The sequence below is a fragment of the Streptomyces sp. NPDC031379 genome (assembly GCF_055569615.1).
Genome location: NZ_JBVIIT010000008.1, coordinates 78,509 through 99,836, shown reverse-complemented (window position 1 = coordinate 99,836; position 21,328 = coordinate 78,509). Strand labels below are relative to the sequence as shown.

The 21,328-nt window shown below is 68.2% G+C and carries 28 protein-coding genes and 1 pseudogene; all 29 read left to right on the top strand.

The window, feature by feature from the left end; translation table 11 throughout:
* The first annotated feature begins 719 nt into the window (after positions 1–719).
* The gene (locus ACZ5CW_RS13825; protein WP_468600756.1) at positions 720–3,749 is read left to right on the top strand and encodes a glycosyl hydrolase 115 family protein; all 3,030 of its coding nucleotides are present in this window, start codon (positions 720–722) and stop codon (positions 3,747–3,749) included.
* A gap of 174 nt (positions 3,750–3,923) precedes the next feature.
* Positions 3,924–4,346, top strand: coding sequence for a hypothetical protein (locus ACZ5CW_RS13820; RefSeq protein WP_468600754.1), 423 nt, complete (start codon positions 3,924–3,926; stop codon positions 4,344–4,346).
* 51 nt (positions 4,347–4,397) lie between these two features.
* Entirely contained in the window at positions 4,398–6,626 is a 2,229-nt protein-coding gene (locus ACZ5CW_RS13815; RefSeq protein WP_468600752.1) for a hypothetical protein, read from the top strand.
* Positions 6,627–6,664: 38 nt separating this feature from the next.
* Positions 6,665–7,756 carry a hypothetical protein gene (locus tag ACZ5CW_RS13810; RefSeq protein ID WP_468600750.1) on the top strand — a complete coding sequence of 364 codons (1,092 nt, stop codon included), beginning with the start codon at positions 6,665–6,667 and terminating at the stop codon, positions 7,754–7,756.
* A 440-nt stretch (positions 7,757–8,196) separates the two neighbouring features.
* Positions 8,197–8,505 (top strand): 30S ribosomal protein S10, encoded by a 309-nt coding sequence (rpsJ, locus tag ACZ5CW_RS13805; RefSeq protein WP_003948644.1) that lies wholly within the window; start codon positions 8,197–8,199, stop codon positions 8,503–8,505.
* Between the two features lie 17 nt (positions 8,506–8,522).
* Complete coding sequence (rplC, locus tag ACZ5CW_RS13800; RefSeq protein ID WP_020135811.1) at positions 8,523–9,167, top strand: 50S ribosomal protein L3; 645 nt, start codon at positions 8,523–8,525, stop codon at positions 9,165–9,167.
* Positions 9,168–9,175: 8 nt separating this feature from the next.
* Entirely contained in the window at positions 9,176–9,832 is a 657-nt protein-coding gene (gene rplD / locus ACZ5CW_RS13795; protein WP_468600747.1) for a 50S ribosomal protein L4, read from the top strand.
* Positions 9,832–10,251, top strand: a complete 420-nt coding sequence (gene rplW, locus ACZ5CW_RS13790) for a 50S ribosomal protein L23 (protein WP_145886671.1) — start codon at positions 9,832–9,834, stop codon at positions 10,249–10,251. Before rplD ends, rplW begins: the two co-directional genes overlap by 1 nt.
* 40 nt (positions 10,252–10,291) lie before the next feature.
* Positions 10,292–11,128, top strand: a complete 837-nt coding sequence (gene rplB, locus ACZ5CW_RS13785; RefSeq protein ID WP_031167077.1) for a 50S ribosomal protein L2 — start codon at positions 10,292–10,294, stop codon at positions 11,126–11,128.
* A 12-nt stretch (positions 11,129–11,140) separates the two neighbouring features.
* Entirely contained in the window at positions 11,141–11,422 is a 282-nt protein-coding gene (gene rpsS / locus ACZ5CW_RS13780) for a 30S ribosomal protein S19 (RefSeq protein ID WP_003992359.1), read from the top strand.
* Positions 11,423–11,466: 44 nt separating this feature from the next.
* Positions 11,467–11,814 carry a 50S ribosomal protein L22 gene (gene rplV / locus ACZ5CW_RS13775; RefSeq protein WP_003974262.1) on the top strand — a complete coding sequence of 116 codons (348 nt, stop codon included), beginning with the start codon at positions 11,467–11,469 and terminating at the stop codon, positions 11,812–11,814.
* Positions 11,814–12,635: a 30S ribosomal protein S3 gene (gene rpsC, locus ACZ5CW_RS13770; RefSeq protein WP_003998826.1), complete on the top strand. Its 822-nt coding sequence runs from the start codon at positions 11,814–11,816 to the stop codon at positions 12,633–12,635. The genes rplV and rpsC overlap by 1 nt, the downstream gene beginning before the upstream one ends.
* A gap of 5 nt (positions 12,636–12,640) precedes the next feature.
* Positions 12,641–13,060 carry a 50S ribosomal protein L16 gene (gene rplP, locus ACZ5CW_RS13765; RefSeq protein WP_030967307.1) on the top strand — a complete coding sequence of 140 codons (420 nt, stop codon included), beginning with the start codon at positions 12,641–12,643 and terminating at the stop codon, positions 13,058–13,060.
* Complete coding sequence (gene rpmC, locus ACZ5CW_RS13760; protein ID WP_018564811.1) at positions 13,060–13,284, top strand: 50S ribosomal protein L29; 225 nt, start codon at positions 13,060–13,062, stop codon at positions 13,282–13,284. The genes rplP and rpmC overlap by 1 nt, the downstream gene beginning before the upstream one ends.
* The gene (gene rpsQ / locus ACZ5CW_RS13755; protein WP_004984524.1) at positions 13,284–13,568 is read left to right on the top strand and encodes a 30S ribosomal protein S17; all 285 of its coding nucleotides are present in this window, start codon (positions 13,284–13,286) and stop codon (positions 13,566–13,568) included. Before rpmC ends, rpsQ begins: the two co-directional genes overlap by 1 nt.
* A 100-nt stretch (positions 13,569–13,668) precedes the next feature.
* Entirely contained in the window at positions 13,669–14,037 is a 369-nt protein-coding gene (gene rplN / locus ACZ5CW_RS13750; RefSeq protein ID WP_003998823.1) for a 50S ribosomal protein L14, read from the top strand.
* 2 nt (positions 14,038–14,039) lie between these two features.
* Positions 14,040–14,363 (top strand): 50S ribosomal protein L24, encoded by a 324-nt coding sequence (rplX, locus tag ACZ5CW_RS13745; protein WP_030930498.1) that lies wholly within the window; start codon positions 14,040–14,042, stop codon positions 14,361–14,363.
* Positions 14,363–14,920 carry a 50S ribosomal protein L5 gene (gene rplE / locus ACZ5CW_RS13740; protein WP_061920719.1) on the top strand — a complete coding sequence of 186 codons (558 nt, stop codon included), beginning with the start codon at positions 14,363–14,365 and terminating at the stop codon, positions 14,918–14,920. Before rplX ends, rplE begins: the two co-directional genes overlap by 1 nt.
* Positions 14,921–14,925: 5 nt before the next feature.
* A complete protein-coding gene (locus tag ACZ5CW_RS13735) occupies positions 14,926–15,111 on the top strand; it encodes a type Z 30S ribosomal protein S14 (RefSeq protein ID WP_003948630.1) in 186 nt (61 codons plus the stop codon).
* Positions 15,112–15,323: 212 nt separating this feature from the next.
* Positions 15,324–15,722, top strand: a complete 399-nt coding sequence (gene rpsH, locus ACZ5CW_RS13730) for a 30S ribosomal protein S8 (RefSeq protein WP_007384075.1) — start codon at positions 15,324–15,326, stop codon at positions 15,720–15,722.
* A gap of 24 nt (positions 15,723–15,746) precedes the next feature.
* Positions 15,747–16,286 carry a 50S ribosomal protein L6 gene (gene rplF, locus ACZ5CW_RS13725; RefSeq protein ID WP_468600743.1) on the top strand — a complete coding sequence of 180 codons (540 nt, stop codon included), beginning with the start codon at positions 15,747–15,749 and terminating at the stop codon, positions 16,284–16,286.
* A 3-nt stretch (positions 16,287–16,289) separates the two neighbouring features.
* Positions 16,290–16,673 (top strand): 50S ribosomal protein L18, encoded by a 384-nt coding sequence (gene rplR, locus ACZ5CW_RS13720; protein WP_067299854.1) that lies wholly within the window; start codon positions 16,290–16,292, stop codon positions 16,671–16,673.
* A 39-nt stretch (positions 16,674–16,712) separates the two neighbouring features.
* On the top strand, positions 16,713–17,318 hold the full coding sequence (gene rpsE, locus ACZ5CW_RS13715) for a 30S ribosomal protein S5 (protein ID WP_015658456.1): 606 nt from the start codon (positions 16,713–16,715) through the stop codon (positions 17,316–17,318).
* Complete coding sequence (rpmD, locus tag ACZ5CW_RS13710) at positions 17,318–17,500, top strand: 50S ribosomal protein L30 (RefSeq protein WP_003974250.1); 183 nt, start codon at positions 17,318–17,320, stop codon at positions 17,498–17,500. The genes rpsE and rpmD overlap by 1 nt, the downstream gene beginning before the upstream one ends.
* A 2-nt stretch (positions 17,501–17,502) precedes the next feature.
* On the top strand, positions 17,503–17,958 hold the full coding sequence (gene rplO / locus ACZ5CW_RS13705; protein ID WP_023547373.1) for a 50S ribosomal protein L15: 456 nt from the start codon (positions 17,503–17,505) through the stop codon (positions 17,956–17,958).
* Between the two features lie 234 nt (positions 17,959–18,192).
* Entirely contained in the window at positions 18,193–19,506 is a 1,314-nt protein-coding gene (gene secY / locus ACZ5CW_RS13700; RefSeq protein ID WP_468600740.1) for a preprotein translocase subunit SecY, read from the top strand.
* Positions 19,506–20,168: an adenylate kinase gene (locus ACZ5CW_RS13695; protein ID WP_468600738.1), complete on the top strand. Its 663-nt coding sequence runs from the start codon at positions 19,506–19,508 to the stop codon at positions 20,166–20,168. Before secY ends, ACZ5CW_RS13695 begins: the two co-directional genes overlap by 1 nt.
* Positions 20,169–20,291: 123 nt before the next feature.
* Positions 20,292–21,128: a type I methionyl aminopeptidase gene (gene map / locus ACZ5CW_RS13690; RefSeq protein WP_468600736.1), complete on the top strand. Its 837-nt coding sequence runs from the start codon at positions 20,292–20,294 to the stop codon at positions 21,126–21,128.
* 105 nt (positions 21,129–21,233) lie between these two features.
* A pseudogene (locus ACZ5CW_RS13685) lies at positions 21,234–21,328 on the top strand (type I methionyl aminopeptidase); the annotation flags it as partial.

The following is a 21,328-nucleotide window of genomic DNA, read 5'->3' as shown; positions in this document are numbered from 1 at the left end:
CGAGCGGCGTGCCGATGCCGGCGGAGTCCCGCCAGCGCAGCTCGACGCGGGGCAGATGGTCCGGGGCGTGGTCGCACGGGCACCACAGCACCTGGAGCAGATCGGTGCCCTCGGGGCGGGGCAGCGCCGGCAGGTCGGCCGCGTGGATCTGCAGCGCCGGCACCATCGGCACCGGCCCGTCCTGGGGTATGCGCACCGCCTTCCGGCCCCGGTCGACCACGGCTTCCTCCTCCTCGGTGAGCAGGTCGGCACCCTCCGGGCGAGGCCGGGCCCACGCCTCGCGCAGCACCCGCCGGCTCTGCCGTACGTCGTCGGGGTCCAGACCCCGGTGCCAGGGACCGGCATGCTCCGGGCAGACCGGCCAGGCCTCCTCGGCCGGCCAGAGCAGCGGGCCGCCGAGGGAACTGTGTGCCGCGGTCGGCGCGCCGGCTCGTGGATGCAGCCGTACGGCGGACCGGGCGAGCGGGGCCAGCTCGGGGAAGACGGCGGTGATGTCGAGGGGGCGCGGCGGTGTCGTGCGGGTCATGGCCGGAGGCTACTGGCCGCCCCTGACACCGGCCGGCCGCCCCGACACCGGCTTCGTGCGGCGCGGGCCGAGGGCCGTGGCCCGCGGGGTCGCGGCCCGAAACTATTCGGCGCGTACGACCCGTTCCCCCCACCGCTCCCTCCCTCCACTATTTGTCATGCCGCTGAGCAAATAGGAGCTGGAGGGGTGACGTATGTCGTCTGTGCACGTCAGCCGCAGGACGGTACTGGGCGGGGCAGTCCTGGCCACCGGGCTGGCCGCGGGGGCTTCGGGGACCGCGTCCGCCGCCGGGGAGGGGCTCCGGGTGACGGAGCCGGGGGCGTACATCTCCTTCACGGGCGGGGCGTTCTCCCTGGTCGGGGCGCCCGTGGTGGTCAGCTCCGAGGACCATCCCGGTGTCGTGCGGGTCGCGGGTGACCTGCGCGACGACCTCGCCCGGGTGACGGGCGTGCGCCCCGGCTCCACGATCGGCCGCCTCCCGGTGCTGCTCGGCACGATCGGCCGCAGTCCGCTGATCGACGGCCTGGTGCGTTCCGGGAAGCTCGACGCCACGGGCGTGCGCGGGGAGTGGGAGACCTCGCTGCAGACGGTCGTGGAGCACCCGATGCCGGGGGTGGAGCGGGCCTTCGTCATCGCGGGCAGCGATCCGCGGGGCACGATCTTCGGGGCGTACGACGTCTCGTACGGCATCGGGGTCTCGCCCTGGCACTGGTGGGACGACGTGCCGCCGGTGCGGCGCGAGGCGGTGTGGGTGCGGCCGGGCCGGTTCAGCCAGGGCGCGCCGGCGGTGAAGTACCGGGGCATCTTCGTCAACGACGAGAACCCGGCCCTCGGGACCTGGGCGCCGGCGTACTTCGGCCCGGGGAAGGCCCCGGGGTATCCCGGCGGCTTCACCGCGGACTTCTACGCGAAGGTCTTCGAGGTCCTGCTGCGGCTGAAGGGGAACTACCTGTGGCCGGCGGTCTGGGGGCGGGCCTTCGCGGAGGACGACCCGGACAACCACCGGCGGGCCGCGGAGTACGGCATCGTCATGGGCACATCCCACGAGGCGCCGATGATGCGGGGCATCGAGGAGTGGAACCGGCACGCCGGCTCCGGCCACGACCCCTACGGGGGCACCGGCGAGTGGTCGTACCGCCGCAACGCGGAGGCGATCAGGAAGTACTGGCGTGAGGGCATCCAGCGGATGGTGGACCAGGGCTTCGAGGGGGTCGTGACGCTCGGTATGCGCGGCAACGGCGACACCGGTCTCCCCGACGGCGACGGCATCGAGCTGATGCAGGAGATCATCACGGATCAGCGCCGGATCATCGAGGAGGTGACGGGACGGCCCGCGGCGCAGACACCGCAGGTGTGGACGCTGTACAAGGAGGTGCAGCGGTACTGGGACCGGGGCCTGCGCGCACCGGACGACGTCACGGTGGTCCTCACGGACGACAACTGGGGCAACATCCGCAAGCATCCCGACGGTTCCCGGAGCGGCGGCTTCGGCCTCTACTACCACTTCGACTACGTCGGCGCCGGCCGCAACTACAAGTGGGTCGACACCGCCAACCTCCGCAACGTCTGGGACCAGCTCCACCAGGCGCACGCGTACGGCAACCACGGGCTGTGGGTGGCGAACGTGGGCGACCTGAAGGGCAACGAACTCCCCACGGAGTTCTTCCTCGGCTACGCCTGGAACCCCTCGAGATGGCCGCTCGAACGGCTCGGCGACTGGGAGGAGCGCTACGCCCGCCAGAACTTCGGCGAGGCCGCGGCCAGGGACGTCGCGGACGTGCTGGCGGCCTACGGCCGCCTCCAGGCACGCCGCAAACCCGAGTTGCTGAACCGCCGGATCACCCTGTCCGGCGGCCAGGTGGTCAACGACGACCAGCGGTCCCCCTACTACTTCGCGCACCGCGAGCTGGAGCGGGTGACAGGGGAGTGGCGGCGGCTGGGGCGGCGGGCGGAACGGATCGCCCGCCGGCTGCCCGCGGAACGGCAGGACGCGTGGTTCGAGCTGGTCGGCTACGAGGTGACGGCGACCGCGAACCTCTACGCCCTGCGCGAGGCCGAGTTCACCAACCTCCTCTACGCCCGGCAGGGCCGCGCGGCGACGAACGACCGCGCGGCCGCCGCGGAGGCCGCCCTGGCACGGGACCTCGCCCTGACGGACCGGTTCAACTCCTCGGTGGCCGGCGGCAAATGGCGGGGATTCCAGACCCAGCCGCACATCGACTACGGGGACGTCGACCGCTACGGCCCCGACGCGGGCTGGCAGCAGCCGGAGAAGGACAACGTGGCGCTGCCCGACGTGCTCTTCCCGGCGGTGCGCCGGATCGACCTGCCGGCGGCCGCGGAGCTGGGGGTGTCGGTCGACGGTGCGGAGGACGCGGGGGAGTGGTGGCCGGGGGGCGCGACGGGTGAGGCGTCGCTGCCGCCCTTCAGCCCGCACCAGACCCGCCCCCAGCAGTACGTGGAGATCTTCAACCGGGGCCGCACCCCCTTCGACTACGAGGTGGAGACCTCGGTGCCGTGGCTCCTGGTGGACCGGCCGCGGGGGCGGGTGGGGCAGCAGGTCCGGGTGGAGGTCGGGGTGGACTGGTCCCGGGCGCCGGCGGGCCGCTCGGAGGGGGCGCTGACGGTGACCGGGGCGGGGGCGTCGGTGCGGGTCGGGTGCGTGGCGCAGAAGCCGTCACGGAGGGGACTGCGCGGGTTCGTCGAGGCCGGCGGGTACCTGGCGATCGACGCGGAGCACTACGACCGCGCGGTGGGAGAGTGGCGGCGACTGGACGGTATCGGCCGGACGGGCGCGGGAATGACCCCGTGGCCGGTCACCTCACCCCGCCGGACGCCCGGCGGACCGTCGTCCCCTCGGCTGGAGTACGAGGTGAGTCTGCTGACGGGGCCGGGTGAGGTGACGGTGTGGGCGTACCTGTCCCCCCGCAATCCGGCACTGCCGACCGGGGGTCTGCGTTACGCGGTGTCCTTCGACGACGCCGACCCCCAGTCGGTGGACATCACCGCGGGCGCCGACGACGGGCTCCTGAACGCGATCTGGGCGAGGAACACCTCGGACAACATCAACGCGACGGCGACGCGGCACACCCTGCGGAAGGCCGGCGTCCACCGGCTGACGTTCTGGATGGTGGATCCGACGGTCGTGCTGCAACGGCTCCTGATCGACACGGGGGGTCTGCCGGCGCTGTACCTGGGCCCGCTGGAGAGCCGGCGGCTGTAGCGGGCGGGCGCGGCGAGGAGGCCGGGGGTTCTGCGGGCCAACGTCAACCGCGCCCCATCGGCGAGCCATGGACGGTTAAAGAAAGGCCAGGAGGGAGGGGGTCAACTGCCCTTGTTCTGCTCGGCGTTGTTAGCGTGACGCGGGCACGCCAGAGACGCACACGGGGGTTGCATCATGGCAGGAAGTGGCGGTGAACAGGCCGTAGGGATGCGGCTGAACCAGTACCCGGCGGACCCGGGCGGCGGCGGGTCCAGCGGCGGAGGCGGGCCGGACCTCGCCTCCTCGCCCGCCGAGAAACGCGCCGCGGCGAACTCGATCGAGCAGAACATCGAACCCGGCACCAAGAAGGCCGGTGACGCCGCCGACGAGCAGACGAACGCGGTGGTGAAGGCGTTCGACGCGAAGGACGGGCACGGCTGGGTCACGTCCGCCGCCGTCGGCAAGGCGCTCAAGACCTGGGGCGAGCAGGTCCAGACCCTGATGACCCGGCTGTCGTCGGAGAAGGCGTCCCTGCGCGGCACGAACACCGTGCTGTCGGGAACGGACCTCGGCGTCGCGTCCGGCGTCCGCACCTCGTCCGCGCTCGACGGGTACTGAGCCGGCGCCCGACCGCCGCCGGAACACCATCGCTTCACTCAACGGGGAACCATGCCGAGCTACCACGAGATCCTGGCCACCGACCTGTCCACGCTCGGCACGGCCGCCGAGCACTGGGACGCCGTGGCCGAGGGCTTCCACACGCAGGAGACCACCTACCGGCGCGACGTGCACGGGATCTCGCTCGCGCCGACCTGGCAGGGCCTGAGCGCGAGCGCCGCCAACGCGCGGTTCGACATCACGCTGAAGGAGTTCCAGAAGGCCCAGACGGAGGCGAAGGCGATCGCCTCGCTCTTCCGGGACGCGCACACGCAGTTCGTGGACCTGCGCAAGAGGCTGGAGTCGGCCCGCGACGACGCCGTGGCCAAGGGCATGAAGGTCTCGGACCAGGGCGTGGTCTCGTACGACACCGGCAAGCTCAGCCAGGGGGACCGTCAGGCGCTGGCCCACGACCCCGACTACCAGCAGAGCGTCCGTACGGCCGTCGCCTCCTGGCAGGCCCGGATCGACCAGTGCGTGAAGGACGTCGACGACGCCGACAAGGGCGTCGAGATCGCCTTCCACGCCGTGGTGGTCGACTCCGACACCGCCGACGGCACGTTCGGCGGGTTCAACGGCAAGGCGCAGGGCGACATCGAGAAGTACGAGGCGGACGAGGCCAAGGACATCGCCACCCGCGTCAACTCCGGCAAGGCGACCGCGAGCGACTACAAGGAACTGCAGCGGCTCTTCCACGACAACTCCGGCGACAAGGCCTTCAGCCAGACCCTGCTGGACGACCTCGGCGCCCGGGGCACGCTGCAGCTCTCCAACAGCCTCGACAGCCTCGCCCACTACGACGACAAGAAGCACGGCGGGCAGTACCTGGACATCCAGAAGGGCCTCGCCGGCACGCTGGCGACCGCGACCCAGGACCCGCACTCGTCCTTCTACAAGGACTTCCGCGCGGACATGCGCAAGGCGGGAACCGAGCAGTTCAAGGTCGACGGCCTCAGCCCCCTCCCGGACGAGAAGGTCCGCGGCTACCAGAGCCTCGTCACGCTGATGCAGCAGGGGAACGGCTACTCCGGCCCGTTCCTCGAGGACACCGCGGACGACATCCGGCACGCGGAGGAGTCGTACACGGCCAAGGGCAACACCCAGTCCATCTGGGCCCTGCGGGACACGTTCAGCGGCGAGGACCGCGGCTGGTTCGCCAACGACCCGCTGGACGGCGTGCTCGGCATCATGTCCCACGACCCGAAGACCAGCACCGCGTACCTGGACCCGGCCCACAACGACAACCTGCAGTACCTGCTCCACGGACGGGACTGGGACACGGTCGTCGACCACTTCGCGACCCCGCCGGGCGGCACGACGACCGGCATGCCCGTCATGGCGGAGGACGGCGACGTCCGCACGGGCTTCGGCGCGGCCCTGGAGGCGGCGACGACCGGGGAGGCGCCGGGTTCCTACCACGCGGCCACCCCCCACACCGAATCACAGGCCCGCATCCTGCAGCACACCATCGACACCCTGAACACGTCGGACCAGGCGCAGAAACTGCCCAAGAACCTGACGGTCCCGCTGGCGCACATCCTGACGTCGTACACGCCCGACACCCACGAGATCAACGCGCAGTCGGACTCCCGCTACGAGATCTCCCCCGGCACCGCGGGGTCGGTCTGGAGCGACAAGGACGGGGCGCACGTCACCGTCGCACGGGACTACCTCACCAAGGTGATGCGGGGCGTCGCCGACGATCCCGCGGCCTTCGGGCACCTCTACGGGGCCGAGCAACGCCATGCGCACGACATACTCGAGGGGCTGCCGCAGGACGCCGGGAAGACCCAGATCGGCAACCGCATCAGCGACTGCTCCCGGGCCATGGGCGCCTACGACGGGGTCCGCGCCGACATCATCTTCGACGAGCGGTTCGACAAGACCCAGTGGGCCGCCGACTTCAACCACGGCATCAGCAGCTCGCTCAGCACGGCCCTGATGTTCAATCCGGTGTCCGACCTCGGCCCGGTCGGGGACGTCGCCACGAGGACCGTCGACCTGTGGACGTACGAGTCCAACAAGGAGCACACCGCCGAGGCGAACCTCAAGGCCACGGACGACAACGTGAAGCTCTACGCGGCCGGACAGCACGACGTGGAGAACATGGTCCGGATGTGGGGGCACAGCCGCGGTCATGACATCAACAGCGACTGGACGAAGCAGTGGGTGCACACCGGCCAGGGCGACTACGACTACGGCCGTGACCGGGCGCTCGACGTCCTCCGAGCCGACCGGTGACGCCGGGGCGGACCACCGCCCACGACAGGAAGAGCACGATGAAGTTCTTTGCAAGCCGACGACGGCGCCTGGCCGGCTGGTCAGCGGGCGGGCTCCTGCTGACGCTGGCGATCGTGGCCCAGGTGCTCTACAGCACGGGCTACTACGCCTCCTGGCGGGACCAGCGTTCCCTGGACTCGGCTTGCGACGGCACTCTGGCCCAGGGAGGACTCGGCGACGCCCTGAACTCCTCGCACGTGCGGGCCAGGGCCGATCACGACCCGGACTACCCGATCGCCTGCCTGGTCAACAGGCCCGACACCGGCCGGCACGGTGGTGCGCTGCAGATCAGGCTCCGCTGGAGCGATCGGTCGGCCCCGTCCGAGGCCCTCGCGCCGTTCGGCAGGAACTCCGAGGGGATCAAGGGGCAGGCGGCGCCGCTCGGCAACGGCTGGCCGGGCATCGTCCGCTACGACGGGAGCGCGCAGGTGGTGGTCGCGCTCGACTGCCGGGACGACAGGAACAGGGCCCTGCTCGCGTACGGCGACCTGATCGAGTGGCCGCGGGACGCCGAGGAGAGCGGTCCCGTCCTCACCGGACTGGGCCGGGTGACCACCGAGACGGCGCTGAAGGCGTCGGCGAAGCTCGGGTGCCGGGCCGAGGGAGGCAGGCAGCTCACCCGGGTGTCCCTCCCGTCCACGGGCGGGAAGGCGGACCCCCGGCCACTCGCACGGGCCCAGGGCTCCTGCGTCGCGCTGCGGGGGCTCGCCGGCCGGGCGTCCGGCGCCGGTACGCCCGAATTCGTCGCCTACCCCACGGACGCCGACGCGCCGCAGGTCAACTGCTACCTCTTCACCCGGGCCGGAAAGCCGGGCTACGGCCTGTACGCGTACTACGGCGCAGTGGCCAAGGACTTCCGGGCGGCCGGGCTCCCCGGCCGCGACGACGACTACGCCCTGGCCACTGCCAGGTGCCCGGGGTCGGCCCAGGAAGCGGTGTTCGTGCTCTACCACCTCTACGACCGGGACACCGACAGCTACCCGGTCCCGCACTACTCCCCGTCCTTCGCCGCATCCGCGCTGACGGCGTTCGCCGCCCACGAGGCGAAGCAGCGTGGCTGCACTGACGTGCGCATGGCATCCCGGTCGTGAGGTGCCGGCCGTCCTCCGGGCGCCCCGGTTTGACCTACGTCACCTTCGGGGTAATCTCTTCGGCTCGATTGGCCAGGCCCCTGCCCCATATGGCAGACTAGCGGGGTTGCTCGGTCGAGTGTTGATGCTGCGCGCCTCCCGCCGGGAGGACCGGAAGCGAGTCCCACAGTACTCGTCGCCCTAACTGCCTGATGGCAGCACTGGGGCGGACGTACGGGAATCTTCCGGGAAGTGTCAGCGCGGCACCGACCAGGCACCCGGTGGGCCTTCCGCCCTCGGCTTGCGGTTCCGGAAGGGCCGTGTGCATTCCCCGCAGGGATGTTCGAACAAGGGGCATCTGTGTCAGCGGGAGCGCGACACGCCCGACCGCGTGGGTCGGAGAAGGAAAGGCGGAACCACCGGGTTCCGGAGCGTAAGAGAGACAGGACTACTGAGTAGCCATGGCGGGACAGAAGATCCGCATCCGGCTCAAGGCCTACGACCACGAGGTCATCGACTCCTCGGCGAAGAAGATCGTCGAGACGGTGACCCGCACTGGTGCGTCGGTCGCGGGCCCGGTGCCGCTGCCCACTGAGAAGAACGTGTACTGCGTCATCAAGTCGCCGCACAAGTACAAGGACTCGCGCGAGCACTTCGAGATGCGCACGCACAAGCGCCTGATCGACATTCTCGACCCCACCCCCAAGACCGTTGACTCTCTGATGCGACTCGACCTCCCGGCCGGTGTCGACATCGAGATCAAGCTCTGAGGGTCGGTGAGCTGAGAATGGCTAAGCAGATCAAGGGCATCCTGGGCGAGAAGCTCGGCATGACGCAGGTGTGGGACGAGAACAACCGTGTTGTTCCGGTCACCGTCGTCAAGGCCGGCCCCAACGTCGTCACCCAGGTCCGTACGAACGATGTCGACGGCTACGAGTCCGTCCAGATCGCTTTCGGCGAGATCGACCCGCGCAAGGTGAACAAGCCCCTCAAGGGCCACTTCGCCAAGGCCGACGTCACTCCCCGCCGCCACCTCGTCGAGATCCGTACCGCTGACGCCAGCGAGTACACCCTCGGCCAGGAGATCACCGCCGAGGTGTTCGAGGCCGGCATCAAGGTCGACGTGACCGGCAAGAGCAAGGGCAAGGGCTTCGCCGGTGTCATGAAGCGTCACAACTTCAAGGGCCTCGGCGCCGGACACGGCACCCAGCGCAAGCACCGCTCGCCCGGTTCCATCGGTGGCTGCGCCACCCCGGGTCGCGTGTTCAAGGGCCTCCGCATGGCGGGTCGCATGGGCAACGAGCGGGTCACCACCCAGAACCTGACCGTCCACGCCGTTGACGCGGAGAAGGGTCTGCTGCTCATCAAGGGCGCGGTTCCCGGTCCGAACGGCGGCCTCGTCCTGGTCCGCACCGCGGCCAAGGGGGCCTGAGGTAACCGATGAGCACTGTTGACATCCTTTCGCCGGCGGGCGAGAAGGCCGGTTCCGTCGAGCTCCCCGCGGAGATCTTCGACGTCGAGAAGATCAGCATCCCGCTGATCCACCAGGTCGTCGTCGCGCAGCTGGCTGCTGCCCGCCAGGGCACGCACAAGACCAAGACCCGTGGCGAGGTCCGTGGTGGTGGCCGCAAGCCGTACCGCCAGAAGGGCACCGGTCGCGCCCGTCAGGGTTCGACGCGTGCGCCGCAGTTCGCCGGTGGTGGCGTCGTGCACGGTCCCGTGCCGCGTGACTACTCGCAGCGGACCCCGAAGAAGATGAAGGCCGCGGCCCTGCGCCACGCCCTCACCGACCGGGCGCGTCACAACCGCATCCACGTCGTCTCCGGCGTGGTCGAGGGTGCGAACCCGTCCACCAAGGCCGCCAAGAGCCTGTTCGGCAAGATCTCGGAGCGCAAGAACCTGCTCCTGGTCGTCGAGCGCGCCGACGAGGCCGCGTGGCTGTCCGCCCGCAACCTGCCCCAGGTCCACATCCTGGAGCCGGGCCAGCTGAACACGTACGACGTTCTCGTCTCGGACGACGTGGTCTTCACCCAGGCCGCTTTCGAGTCCTTCGTGTCCGGCCCGAAGGCCAATGACACCGAAGGGAGCGAGGCCTGATGGCTACGCGTCACCCGAGCATCGCCTCGAAGGCCGCCAAGGCCGCCAAGGCCGCGCGCGTCGCCAAGGCGCGTCGCCACGCCACCGAGGGCAAGAACACCGTCGAGACCCCGCTGAGCAAGTCGTACACGGACCCCCGTGACGTGCTGCTCAAGCCGGTCGTCTCGGAGAAGAGCTACGCGCTCCTCGACGAGAACAAGTACACGTTCATCGTCGACCCGAACGCCAACAAGACCCAGATCAAGCAGGCCGTCCAGGCGGTCTTCTCGGTCAAGGTCACCGGGGTCAACACGATCAACCGCCAGGGCAAGCGCAAGCGCACCAAGACCGGCTTCGGTCAGCGTGCCGGCAGCAAGCGCGCGATCGTGACCCTCGCCGAGGGCGACCGTATCGACATCTTCGGCGGTCCGACCGCCTAAGGGCGGTCCGGATCGTCCGATATCGGACGAGGACTGAGAAATGGGAATCCGCAAGTACAAGCCGACTACGCCGGGCCGTCGTGGCGCCAGCGTCGCCGACTTCGTCGAGGTCACGCGGTCCACGCCGGAGAAGTCGCTGGTCCGCCCCCTGCACAGCAAGGGCGGCCGTAACAACGCCGGTCGTGTGACCGTTCGCCACCAGGGTGGCGGACACAAGCGCGCCTACCGTGTGATCGACTTCCGTCGTCACGACAAGGACGGCGTGCCGGCGAAGGTCGCGCACATCGAGTACGACCCCAACCGCACCGCGCGCATCGCGCTGCTGCACTACGCCGACGGCGAGAAGCGCTACATCCTCGCCCCGCGCAACCTGCAGCAGGGTGACCGCGTCGAGAACGGTCCCGGGGCCGACATCAAGCCGGGCAACAACCTGGCCCTCCGCAACATCCCGGTCGGTACCACGATCCACGCGATCGAGCTCCGTCCCGGTGGCGGTGCCAAGTTCGCCCGCTCCGCCGGTGCCTCCGTGCAGCTGCTCGCGAAGGAGGGCTCGATGGCCCACCTCCGCATGCCGTCCGGTGAGATCCGCCTGGTCGACGTCCGCTGCCGCGCCACCATCGGTGAGGTCGGCAACGCCGAGCAGAGCAACATCAACTGGGGTAAGGCCGGCCGTAAGCGGTGGCTGGGCGTTCGCCCGACCGTCCGTGGTGTCGTCATGAACCCGGTCGACCACCCGCACGGTGGTGGTGAGGGCCGGACCTCCGGTGGTCGCCACCCTGTGTCCCCGTGGGGCAAGAAGGAAGGCCGTACTCGTTCGCCCAAGAAGGCGTCGAACAAGTACATCGTCCGCCGCCGCAAGACGAACAAGAAGCGCTAAGGACGGGTTGAGATGCCTCGTAGCCTGAAGAAGGGGCCCTTCGTCGACGACCACCTGATCAAGAAGGTGGACGCCCAGAACGAAGCCGGCACCAAGAACGTCATCAAGACCTGGTCCCGCCGCTCGATGATCGTCCCGGCCATGCTGGGCCACACGCTCGCGGTGCACAACGGCAAGACCCACATCCCGGTGTTCGTCACCGAGTCGATGGTCGGTCACAAGCTCGGCGAGTTCTCGCCGACGCGCACCTTCCGGGGTCACGTCAAGGACGACCGGAAGTCGAAGCGCCGCTAACCGCGGATCGCATTCAGACACGTAAGTAACTGAGAGGGACAACCATGGAAGCCAGGGCCCAGGCGCGGTACATCCGCGTTACGCCCATGAAGGCCCGCCGCGTGGTGGACCTTATCCGTGGCATGGACGCCACGGAGGCTCAGGCGGTCCTGCGATTCGCTCCGCAGGCCGCCTCCGTGCCCGTCGGCAAGGTGCTCGACAGCGCCATCGCCAACGCCGCGCACAACTACGACCACACCGACGCCGACAGCCTCTTCATCTCCGAGGCGTACGTCGACGAGGGCCCGACCCTGAAGCGGTTCCGGCCGCGCGCCCAGGGCCGTGCCTACCGGATCCGCAAGCGGACCAGCCACATCACCGTGGTCGTCAGCAGCAAGGAAGGAACCCGGTAATGGGCCAGAAGGTTAACCCGCATGGGTTCCGGCTCGGTGTCACCACGGACTTCAAGTCCCGGTGGTACGCCGACAAGCTGTACAAGGACTACGTCAAGGAAGACGTCGCCATCCGTCGGATGATGACGTCCGGCATGGAGCGCGCCGGTATCTCGAAGGTTGAGATCGAGCGCACCCGTGACCGCGTGCGTGTGGACATCCACACCGCTCGTCCGGGCATCGTCATCGGCCGCCGTGGCGCCGAGGCCGACCGCATCCGCGGCGACCTCGAGAAGCTCACGGGCAAGCAGGTCCAGCTGAACATCCTCGAGGTCAAGAACCCCGAGACCGACGCTCAGCTGGTTGCCCAGGCCGTTGCCGAGCAGCTCTCCTCCCGCGTCTCCTTCCGCCGCGCCATGCGTAAGAGCATGCAGTCGGCGATGAAGGCCGGCGCCAAGGGCATCAAGATCCAGTGCGGCGGCCGCCTCGGCGGCGCCGAGATGTCCCGCTCGGAGTTCTACCGCGAGGGCCGTGTGCCCCTGCACACGCTCCGTGCGAACGTGGACTACGGCTTCTTCGAGGCCAAGACGACCTTCGGCCGCATCGGTGTGAAGGTCTGGATCTACAAGGGCGACGTCAAGAACATCGCCGAGGTCCGCGCCGAGAACGCTGCGGCCCGTGCGGGTAACCGCCCGGCCCGTGGTGGTGCCGACCGCCCGGCCCGTGGTGGCCGTGGTGGCGAGCGGCGCGGTCGCAAGCCGCAGCAGGCTGCCGGCGCCGAGGCCCCCAAGGCCGAGGCTCCCGCGTCCGCTCCGGCTGAGAGCACCGGAACGGAGGCCTGACCGAAATGCTGATCCCCCGTAGGGTCAAGCACCGCAAGCAGCACCACCCGAAGCGCAGCGGCGCTGCCAAGGGTGGCACGACGGTTGCGTTCGGCGAGTACGGCATCCAGGCGCTCACCCCGGCGTACGTGACGAACCGTCAGATCGAGGCCGCTCGTATCGCCATGACGCGTCACATCAAGCGTGGTGGCAAGGTCTGGATCAACATCTACCCGGACCGTCCCCTCACCAAGAAGCCTGCCGAGACCCGCATGGGTTCCGGTAAGGGTTCTCCGGAGTGGTGGATCGCCAACGTCAAGCCCGGACGCGTGATGTTCGAGCTGTCGTACCCCAACGAGAAGATCGCCCGTGAGGCCCTGACTCGCGCAGCCCACAAGCTGCCGATGAAGTGCCGGATCGTCAAGCGCGAGGCAGGTGAAGCGTGATGTCGGCCGGTACCAAGGCGTCCGAGCTGCGCGAGCTGGGCAACGAGGAGCTTCTGGGGAAGCTCCGCGAGGCCAAGGAAGAGCTGTTCAACCTCCGCTTCCAGGCGGCGACTGGTCAGCTTGAGAACCATGGCCGTCTGAAGGCGGTCCGCAAGGACATCGCGCGGATCTACACCCTGATGCGCGAGCGTGAGCTGGGCATCGAAACGGTGGAGAACGCCTGATGAGCGAGAACAACGTGACTGAGAACACCGAGGCGCGCGGCTTCCGCAAGACCCGCGAGGGTCTCGTCGTCAGCGACAAGATGGACAAGACCGTCGTCGTCGCCGTCGAGGACCGCGTCAAGCACGCGCTGTACGGCAAGGTCATCCGCCGTACGAACAAGCTCAAGGCGCACGACGAGCAGAACGCTGCGGGTGTCGGCGACCGTGTCCTCCTCATGGAGACCCGGCCGCTGTCCGCGACGAAGCGCTGGCGCGTCGTCGAGATCCTCGAGAAGGCCAAGTAATTTCCTGCGGGGCTAACCTCGCAGGTCAGTTCCGCCAGGCTCGGCCGGGGTTCCGTGAAGGAACCCCGGCCGGGAACCGGCAGACAAACAGGAGATAGACGTGATCCAGCAGGAGTCGCGACTGCGCGTCGCCGACAACACTGGTGCGAAGGAGATCCTTTGCATCCGTGTGCTCGGTGGCTCCGGTCGCCGCTACGCGGGCATCGGTGACGTCATCGTCGCCACCGTCAAGGACGCGATCCCCGGTGGCAACGTGAAGAAGGGTGACGTCGTCAAGGCGGTCATCGTTCGCACCGTCAAGGAGCGCCGCCGTCCGGACGGCTCGTACATCCGCTTCGACGAGAACGCCGCCGTCATTCTGAAGAACGACGGCGACCCTCGCGGCACCCGTATCTTCGGCCCGGTCGGCCGTGAGCTGCGCGAGAAGAAGTTCATGAAGATCATCTCGCTCGCGCCGGAGGTGCTGTAAGCATGAAGATCAAGAAGGGCGACCTGGTCCAGGTCATCACCGGCAAGGACAAGGGCAAGCAGGGCAAGGTCATTGCCGCTTACCCGCGCGAAGAGCGTGTCCTGGTCGAGGGTGTCAACCGGGTCAAGAAGCACACCAAGGCCGGCCCGACCGCCAGCGGTTCCCAGGCCGGCGGCATCGTGACCACCGAAGCCCCGATCCACGTGAGCAACGTTCAGCTCGTCGTGGAGAAGGACGGCAACAAGGTCGTCACGCGTGTCGGTTACCGCTTCGACGACGAAGGCAACAAGATCCGCGTTGCCAAGCGGACGGGTGAGGACATCTGATGGCTACCACCACCACTCCGCGTCTGAAGCAGAAGTACCGCGAGGAGATCGCGGGCAAGCTGCGTGACGAGTTCAAGTACGAGAACGTCATGCAGGTTCCCGGCCTCGTCAAGATCGTGGTCAACATGGGTGTGGGCGACGCCGCCCGCGACTCCAAGCTGATCGAGGGCGCCATCCGCGACCTCACGACGATCACCGGTCAGAAGCCGGCCGTCACCAAGGCCCGCAAGTCCATCGCGCAGTTCAAGCTGCGTGAGGGCCAGCCGATCGGTGCTCACGTCACGCTTCGTGGCGACCGCATGTGGGAGTTCCTGGACCGCACCCTGTCGCTCGCGCTGCCGCGCATCCGCGACTTCCGCGGCCTGTCCCCCAAGCAGTTCGACGGCCGTGGCAACTACACCTTCGGTCTCACGGAGCAGGTCATGTTCCACGAGATCGACCAGGACAAGATCGACCGCACCCGGGGTATGGACATCACCGTGGTGACCACGGCGACCAACGACGCTGAGGGCCGTGCGCTCCTTCGTCACCTCGGCTTCCCGTTCAAGGAGGCGTGAGCGAGATGGCGAAGAAGGCTCTGATTGCCAAGGCTGCTCGTAAGCCCAAGTTCGGTGTGCGTGGCTACACCCGCTGCCAGCGCTGCGGCCGCCCGCACTCCGTGTACCGCAAGTTCGGCCTCTGCCGCGTGTGCCTTCGTGAGATGGCTCACCGTGGCGAGCTGCCGGGCGTGACCAAGAGCTCCTGGTAGTCCCGGCTTTTAGGGATTCCGGAAGCTCTCGGTAAGCATCTGGGTCGGCAGAGGCCCTTCTCCGCATGCCGTAGGCTTGTGGGGTTGGGCGTCTGCCATGCCCGTACGACTTACTACGCCGTAGGTCCACCGCGCCGCACCCGTCCCGTCTCGGATCGGGGAGAGGGATGGCGCACCAGGAAACCCCGGCGAGAGAGGCCGAAGGCCAATTCATGACCATGACTGATCCGATCGCAGACATGCTTACGCGTCTGCGTAACGCGAACTCGGCATACCACGACTCCGTGACGATGCCGGCGTCGAAGATCAAGTCGCACATCGCGGAGATCCTCCAGCAGGAGGGCTTCATCACGGGCTGGAAGGTCGAGGACGCCGAGGTCGGCAAGAACCTCGTTCTCGAGCTGAAGTTCGGCCCGAACCGTGAGCGCTCCATCGCGGGCATCAAGCGGATCTCCAAGCCCGGTCTCCGGGTGTACGCGAAGTCCACCAACCTGCCCAAGGTGCTCGGCGGCCTCGGCGTGGCGATCATCTCCACGTCCCACGGGCTCCTCACCGACAAGCAGGCCGGCAAGAAGGGCGTAGGCGGAGAAGTTCTCGCCTACGTCTGGTAACGGAAGGGAACGGAGGAAACAGCTATGTCGCGTATTGGCAAGCTCCCCATCACGGTTCCCGCCGGCGTGGACGTCACCATCGACGGCCGTACGGTCGCGGTCAAGGGACCCAAGGGCACCCTGACGCACACCGTCGTCGCGCCGATCGACATCGTCAAGGCTGAGGACGGCACCCTCCAGGTGACCCGTCCCAACGACGAGCGTCAGAACAAGGCCCTGCACGGCCTGTCCCGCACGCTGGTGGCGAACATGATCACCGGCGTGACCCAGGGTTACGTGAAGAAGCTCGAGATCAGCGGTGTCGGTTACCGCGTGACGGCCAAGGGTTCGAACCTCGAGTTCGCGCTCGGCTACAGCCACCCGATCGTCGTCGAGGCGCCCGAGGGAATCACCTTCAAGGTGGAGACCCCGACCCGCTTCCAGGTCGAGGGCATCGACAAGCAGAAGGTCGGCGAGGTTGCGGCCAACATCCGCAAGCTGCGCAAGCCCGACCCGTACAAGGCCAAGGGCGTCAAGTACGAGGGCGAAGTCATCCGCCGCAAGGTCGGAAAGGCGGGTAAGTAAGCCATGGCATACGGGCAGAAGATCCTCAAGGGCGACGCCTACAAGCGCGCCGCGATCAAGCGCCGTCACATCCGGATCCGCAAGCGGATCGCCGGTACGGCGGAGCGTCCCCGTCTGGTCGTGACCCGCTCCAACCGCCACATCGTGGCGCAGGTGATCGACGACCTCAAGGGCCACACCCTGGCGTCCGCGTCCACCCTGGACGCGTCCGTCCGCGGTGGCGAGGGCGACAAGTCCTCGCAGGCCAAGCAGGTCGGCGCCCTGGTCGCCGAGCGCGCCAAGGCCGCCGGTGTCGAGGCTGTCGTGTTCGACCGTGGTGGCAACCAGTACGCCGGGCGCATCGCCGCCCTGGCGGACGCCGCCCGCGAAGCCGGGCTCAAGTTCTGAGCCTGCCGTAGCTAGCGGAAACAGAGAGAGGTAATTCCAATGGCTGGACCCCAGCGCCGCGGTGGCGGTGCCGGTGGCGGCGAGCGGCGGGACCGGAAGGGCCGTGACGGCGGCGCTGCTGCCGCCGAGAAGACCGCGTACGTTGAGCGCGTTGTCGCGATCAACCGCGTCGCCAAGGTTGTGAAGGGTGGTCGTCGCTTCAGCTTCACCGCGCTGGTCGTGGTGGGCGACGGTGACGGCACCGTGGGTGTCGGTTACGGCAAGGCCAAGGAGGTGCCGGCCGCCATCGCCAAGGGTGTTGAGGAGGCCAAGAAGCACTTCTTCAAGGTCCCCCGTATCCAGGGCACCATCCCGCACCCGATCCAGGGTGAGAAGGCTGCCGGCGTCGTGCTGCTCAAGCCCGCGTCCCCCGGTACCGGTGTTATCGCCGGTGGTCCGGTGCGTGCCGTGCTCGAGTGCGCCGGTATCCACGACATCCTGTCGAAGTCGCTCGGCTCCGACAACGCGATCAACATCGTGCACGCGACCGTGGAGGCCCTGAAGGGTCTGCAGCGTCCCGAGGAGGTCGCGGCCCGCCGTGGTCTGCCGCTCGAGGACGTCGCCCCCGCGGCCCTGCTGCGTGCGCGTGCCGGGGCGGGTGCGTGATGGCTCAGCTCAAGATCACGCAGGTCAAGTCCTACATCGGCAGCAAGCAGAACCACCGCGACACCCTGCGCTCCCTTGGTCTCAAGGGCATCAACACGCAGGTCGTCAAGGAGGACCGCCCCGAGTTCCGCGGCATGGTGCACACCGTCCGCCACCTCGTGACGGTCGAGGAGGTCGACTGATCATGGCGGAGCAGAACCCGCTCAAGATCCACAACCTCCGTCCCGCCCCGGGCGCCAAGACCGCCAAGACCCGTGTCGGTCGTGGTGAGGCGTCGAAGGGTAAGACGGCCGGTCGTGGTACCAAGGGTACGAAGGCCCGTTACCAGGTTCCGGAGCGCTTCGAGGGTGGCCAGATGCCGCTCCACATGCGCCTCCCGAAGCTGAAGGGCTTCAAGAACCCGTTCAAGACCGAGTTCCAGGTCGTGAACCTCGACAAGCTGGCCGCGCTCTACCCCGAGGGTGGCGAGGTCACGGTCGAGGGTCTGGTGGCCAAGGGTGCCGTTCGCAAGAACAGCCTCGTCAAGGTCCTCGGCCAGGGCGAGATCTCCGTGGCGCTGCAGGTGACGGTCGACGCCGTCTCCGGCTCCGCCAAGGAGAAGATCACCGCCGCCGGCGGTACGGTCACCGAGCTGGTCTGAGTCCCTCAGGCGCCTCGATGACGTGAGCGATCCCGACCGGGGATACCCCACAAATGGGGTATCCCCGGTCGGTCGTTCCTAGGGCGGTGCTCTCGCCGGTAAGGTGGCCTGCACTGCCCACTTTCACTGGGTGCTTCCCATGGGGCACCCTGAGCGGCAGTTGACCGTTACCTATTCGTCGAACCTCAAGACCGTCACCCTTGACGCAGTTGCGCGGGGGTCGCAGGAGGCACCGTGCTCACCGCGTTCGCCCGGGCGTTCAGGACGCCCGACCTGCGCAAGAAGCTGCTCTTCACGCTGGGCATCATCGTGGTCTACCGGGTCGGTACCCACATCCCGATCCCCGGCGTCAACTACAAGGCCGTCCAGACCTGTGTGAACGAGGCACAGGGCAACCAGGGCCTGTTCGGCCTCGTGAACATGTTCAGCGGTGGTGCGCTGCTGCAGATCACGGTCTTCGCGCTCGGCATCATGCCGTACATCACGGCCAGCATCATCCTTCAGCTGCTGACCGTGGTCATCCCTCGCCTGGAAGCCCTGAAGAAGGAAGGCCAGGCAGGCACGGCGAAGATCACGCAGTACACCCGCTACCTGACCGTGGCGCTCGCCATCCTTCAGGGCACCGGCCTGGTCGCCACCGCCCGCAGCGGCGCGCTGTTCAACGGATGCTCGGTCGCCACGAGCATCGTCCCGGACCAGGCGATCTTCACCACGATCACCATGGTCATCTGCATGACCGCCGGTACGGCCGTCGTGATGTGGCTCGGTGAGCTGATCACCGACCGCGGCATCGGCAACGGCATGTCGATCCTGATGTTCATCTCGATCGCCGCCACGTTCCCGTCCGCGCTGTGGGCCATCAAGAAGCAGGGCACCCTGGCCGGCGGCTGGATCGAGTTCAGCACCGTGATCCTGGTCGGCCTGGTCATGGTCGGGCTCGTCGTCTTCGTCGAGCAGGCCCAGCGCCGCATCCCGGTGCAGTACGCGAAGCGCATGATCGGCCGTCGCTCCTACGGCGGTACGTCCACGTACATCCCGCTCAAGGTGAACCAGGCAGGTGTGATTCCTGTCATCTTCGCCTCGTCGCTGCTCTACATTCCGGCGTTGATCGCGCAGTTCGCCGGGGGCAAGTCGGGCTGGAAGACCTGGGTCGAGCAGAACCTGACCAAGGGCGACCACCCGATTTACATCACTATGTACTTCTTGCTCATCGTTTTCTTCGCGTTCTTCTACGTGGCGATCTCCTTCAACCCCGAGGAAGTCGCCGACAACATGAAGAAGTATGGTGGCTTCATCCCGGGCATCCGGGCTGGCCGACCGACCGCTGAGTACCTCAGCTACGTGCTCAACCGGATCACCTGGCCGGGTTCGCTGTATCTGGGTCTGATCGCTCTCGTACCGACAATGGCGTTGGTCGGCTTCAATGCAAGCCAGAACTTCCCCTTCGGCGGGACCAGCATCCTGATCATCGTGGGTGTGGGTCTTGAGACGGTGAAGCAGATCGAGAGCCAGCTCCAGCAGCGCAATTACGAAGGGTTCCTCCGCTGATGCGTATCGTCCTCGTCGGTCCGCCGGGTGCCGGTAAGGGAACGCAGGCCGTCCGGCTCGCAGAGAAGCTGGCCGTTCCGCACATCTCCACGGGCGACCTGTTCCGCGCCAACATCAGCCAGCAGACCGAGCTGGGCAAGCTCGCGAAGTCCTACATGGACGCGGGCAATCTCGTGCCCGACGAGGTCACCATCGCGATGGCCAAGGACCGCATGGAGCAGCCGGACGCCCAGGGCGGGTTCCTGCTGGACGGCTTCCCGCGCAACGTCTCGCAGGCGGAGGCGCTGGACCAGCTGCTGCAGACCGAGGGCATCACGCTGGACGCCGTCCTGGACCTGGAGGTCCCCGAGGCCGAGGTCGTCAAGCGGATCGCCGGCCGGCGCATCTGCCGCAACGACTCCTCGCACGTCTTCCACGTGACGTACAGCCGGCCGAAGCAGGAGGGCGTCTGCGACGTCTGCGGCGGCGAGCTGTACCAGCGCGACGACGACTCCGAGGACACGGTCCGCAAGCGGCTGGAGGTCTACCACACGCAGACCGAGCCGATCATCGACTACTACAAGGCGCAGGGCCTGGTCGTGACGATCTCCTCCCTGGGTCCGGTGGACGAGATCACGCAGCGGGCGCTGGAGGCGCTGAAGCGCGAGAAGGCCGACAAGTAGATCGCGGTTCTTCCGGCCGCGGTGCCCTTCTCCGGACCTGGTCCGGGGGACTCCCAGGGCGCCGCGGCCGTACTGTTGTACAGGTAACCCAGCCGACGAGAGCGACGGAGAGCGTAGGCCCCCATGGTGCAGATCAAGACCCCCGAGCAGATCGCCAAGATGCGTGCGGCGGGCCTGGTCGTAGCCGCCATCCACGCGGCCACGCGTGAAGCCGCCGTTCCCGGCGCCTCCACCAGGGATCTGGACGAGGTCGCCCGCAAGGTCCTCGCCGAGCACGGTGCCAAGTCGAACTTCCTGGGTTACGGCGGCTTCCCGGCGACGATCTGCACCTCGGTCAACGACGTGGTCGTCCACGGCATCCCTTCGGAGGACGTCGTCCTCAAGGACGGCGACATCATCTCCATCGACTGCGGCGCGATCGTCGACGGCTGGCACGGTGACGCCGCCTACACGGCCTTCGTGGGCTCCGGTCACGCTCCGGAGCTGGTAGAGCTGTCCCGAGTCACGGAAGAGTCCATGTGGGCCGGTATCGCGGCCATGAAGCAGGGCAACCGGCTCGTCGACATCTCCCGGGCCGTCGAGACGTACATCCGCCGCCAGCCGAAGCCCGGCGGCGGCCGTTACGGCATCATCGAGGACTACGGCGGCCACGGCATCGGCACCGAGATGCACATGGACCCGCACCTGCTGAACTACGTCGACCGCCGTCGCGGCAAGGGCCCCAAGCTGGTCCCCGGCTTCTGCCTCGCGATCGAGCCGATGGTCTCCCTCGGCACCCCGAAGACCGAGGTCCTCCAGGACGACTGGACGGTCATCACCACGGACGGCACCTGGTCCTCCCACTGGGAGCACTCGGTCGCCCTCACGGAGCAGGGCCCCCTGGTCCTGACGGCCCCGGACGGCGGCAGGGCGAAGCTCGCCGAGTACGGGGTGACCGCGGCGCCCGACCCCCTGGCCTGACGACGGCGCGCCCCTGCGACCGCCGGCCGGAGGCCGGCGCAGCCGCTCGAAGCCTGTGAGGCGCTCCAGGCGCCGAGCCCGCGAGAGCGGCGTCTAGGATTGTCCGACTGGACGGTCATCACCACGGACGGCACCTGGTCCTCCCACTGGGAGCACTCGGTCGCCCTCACGGAGCAGGGCCCCCTGGTCCTGACGGCCCC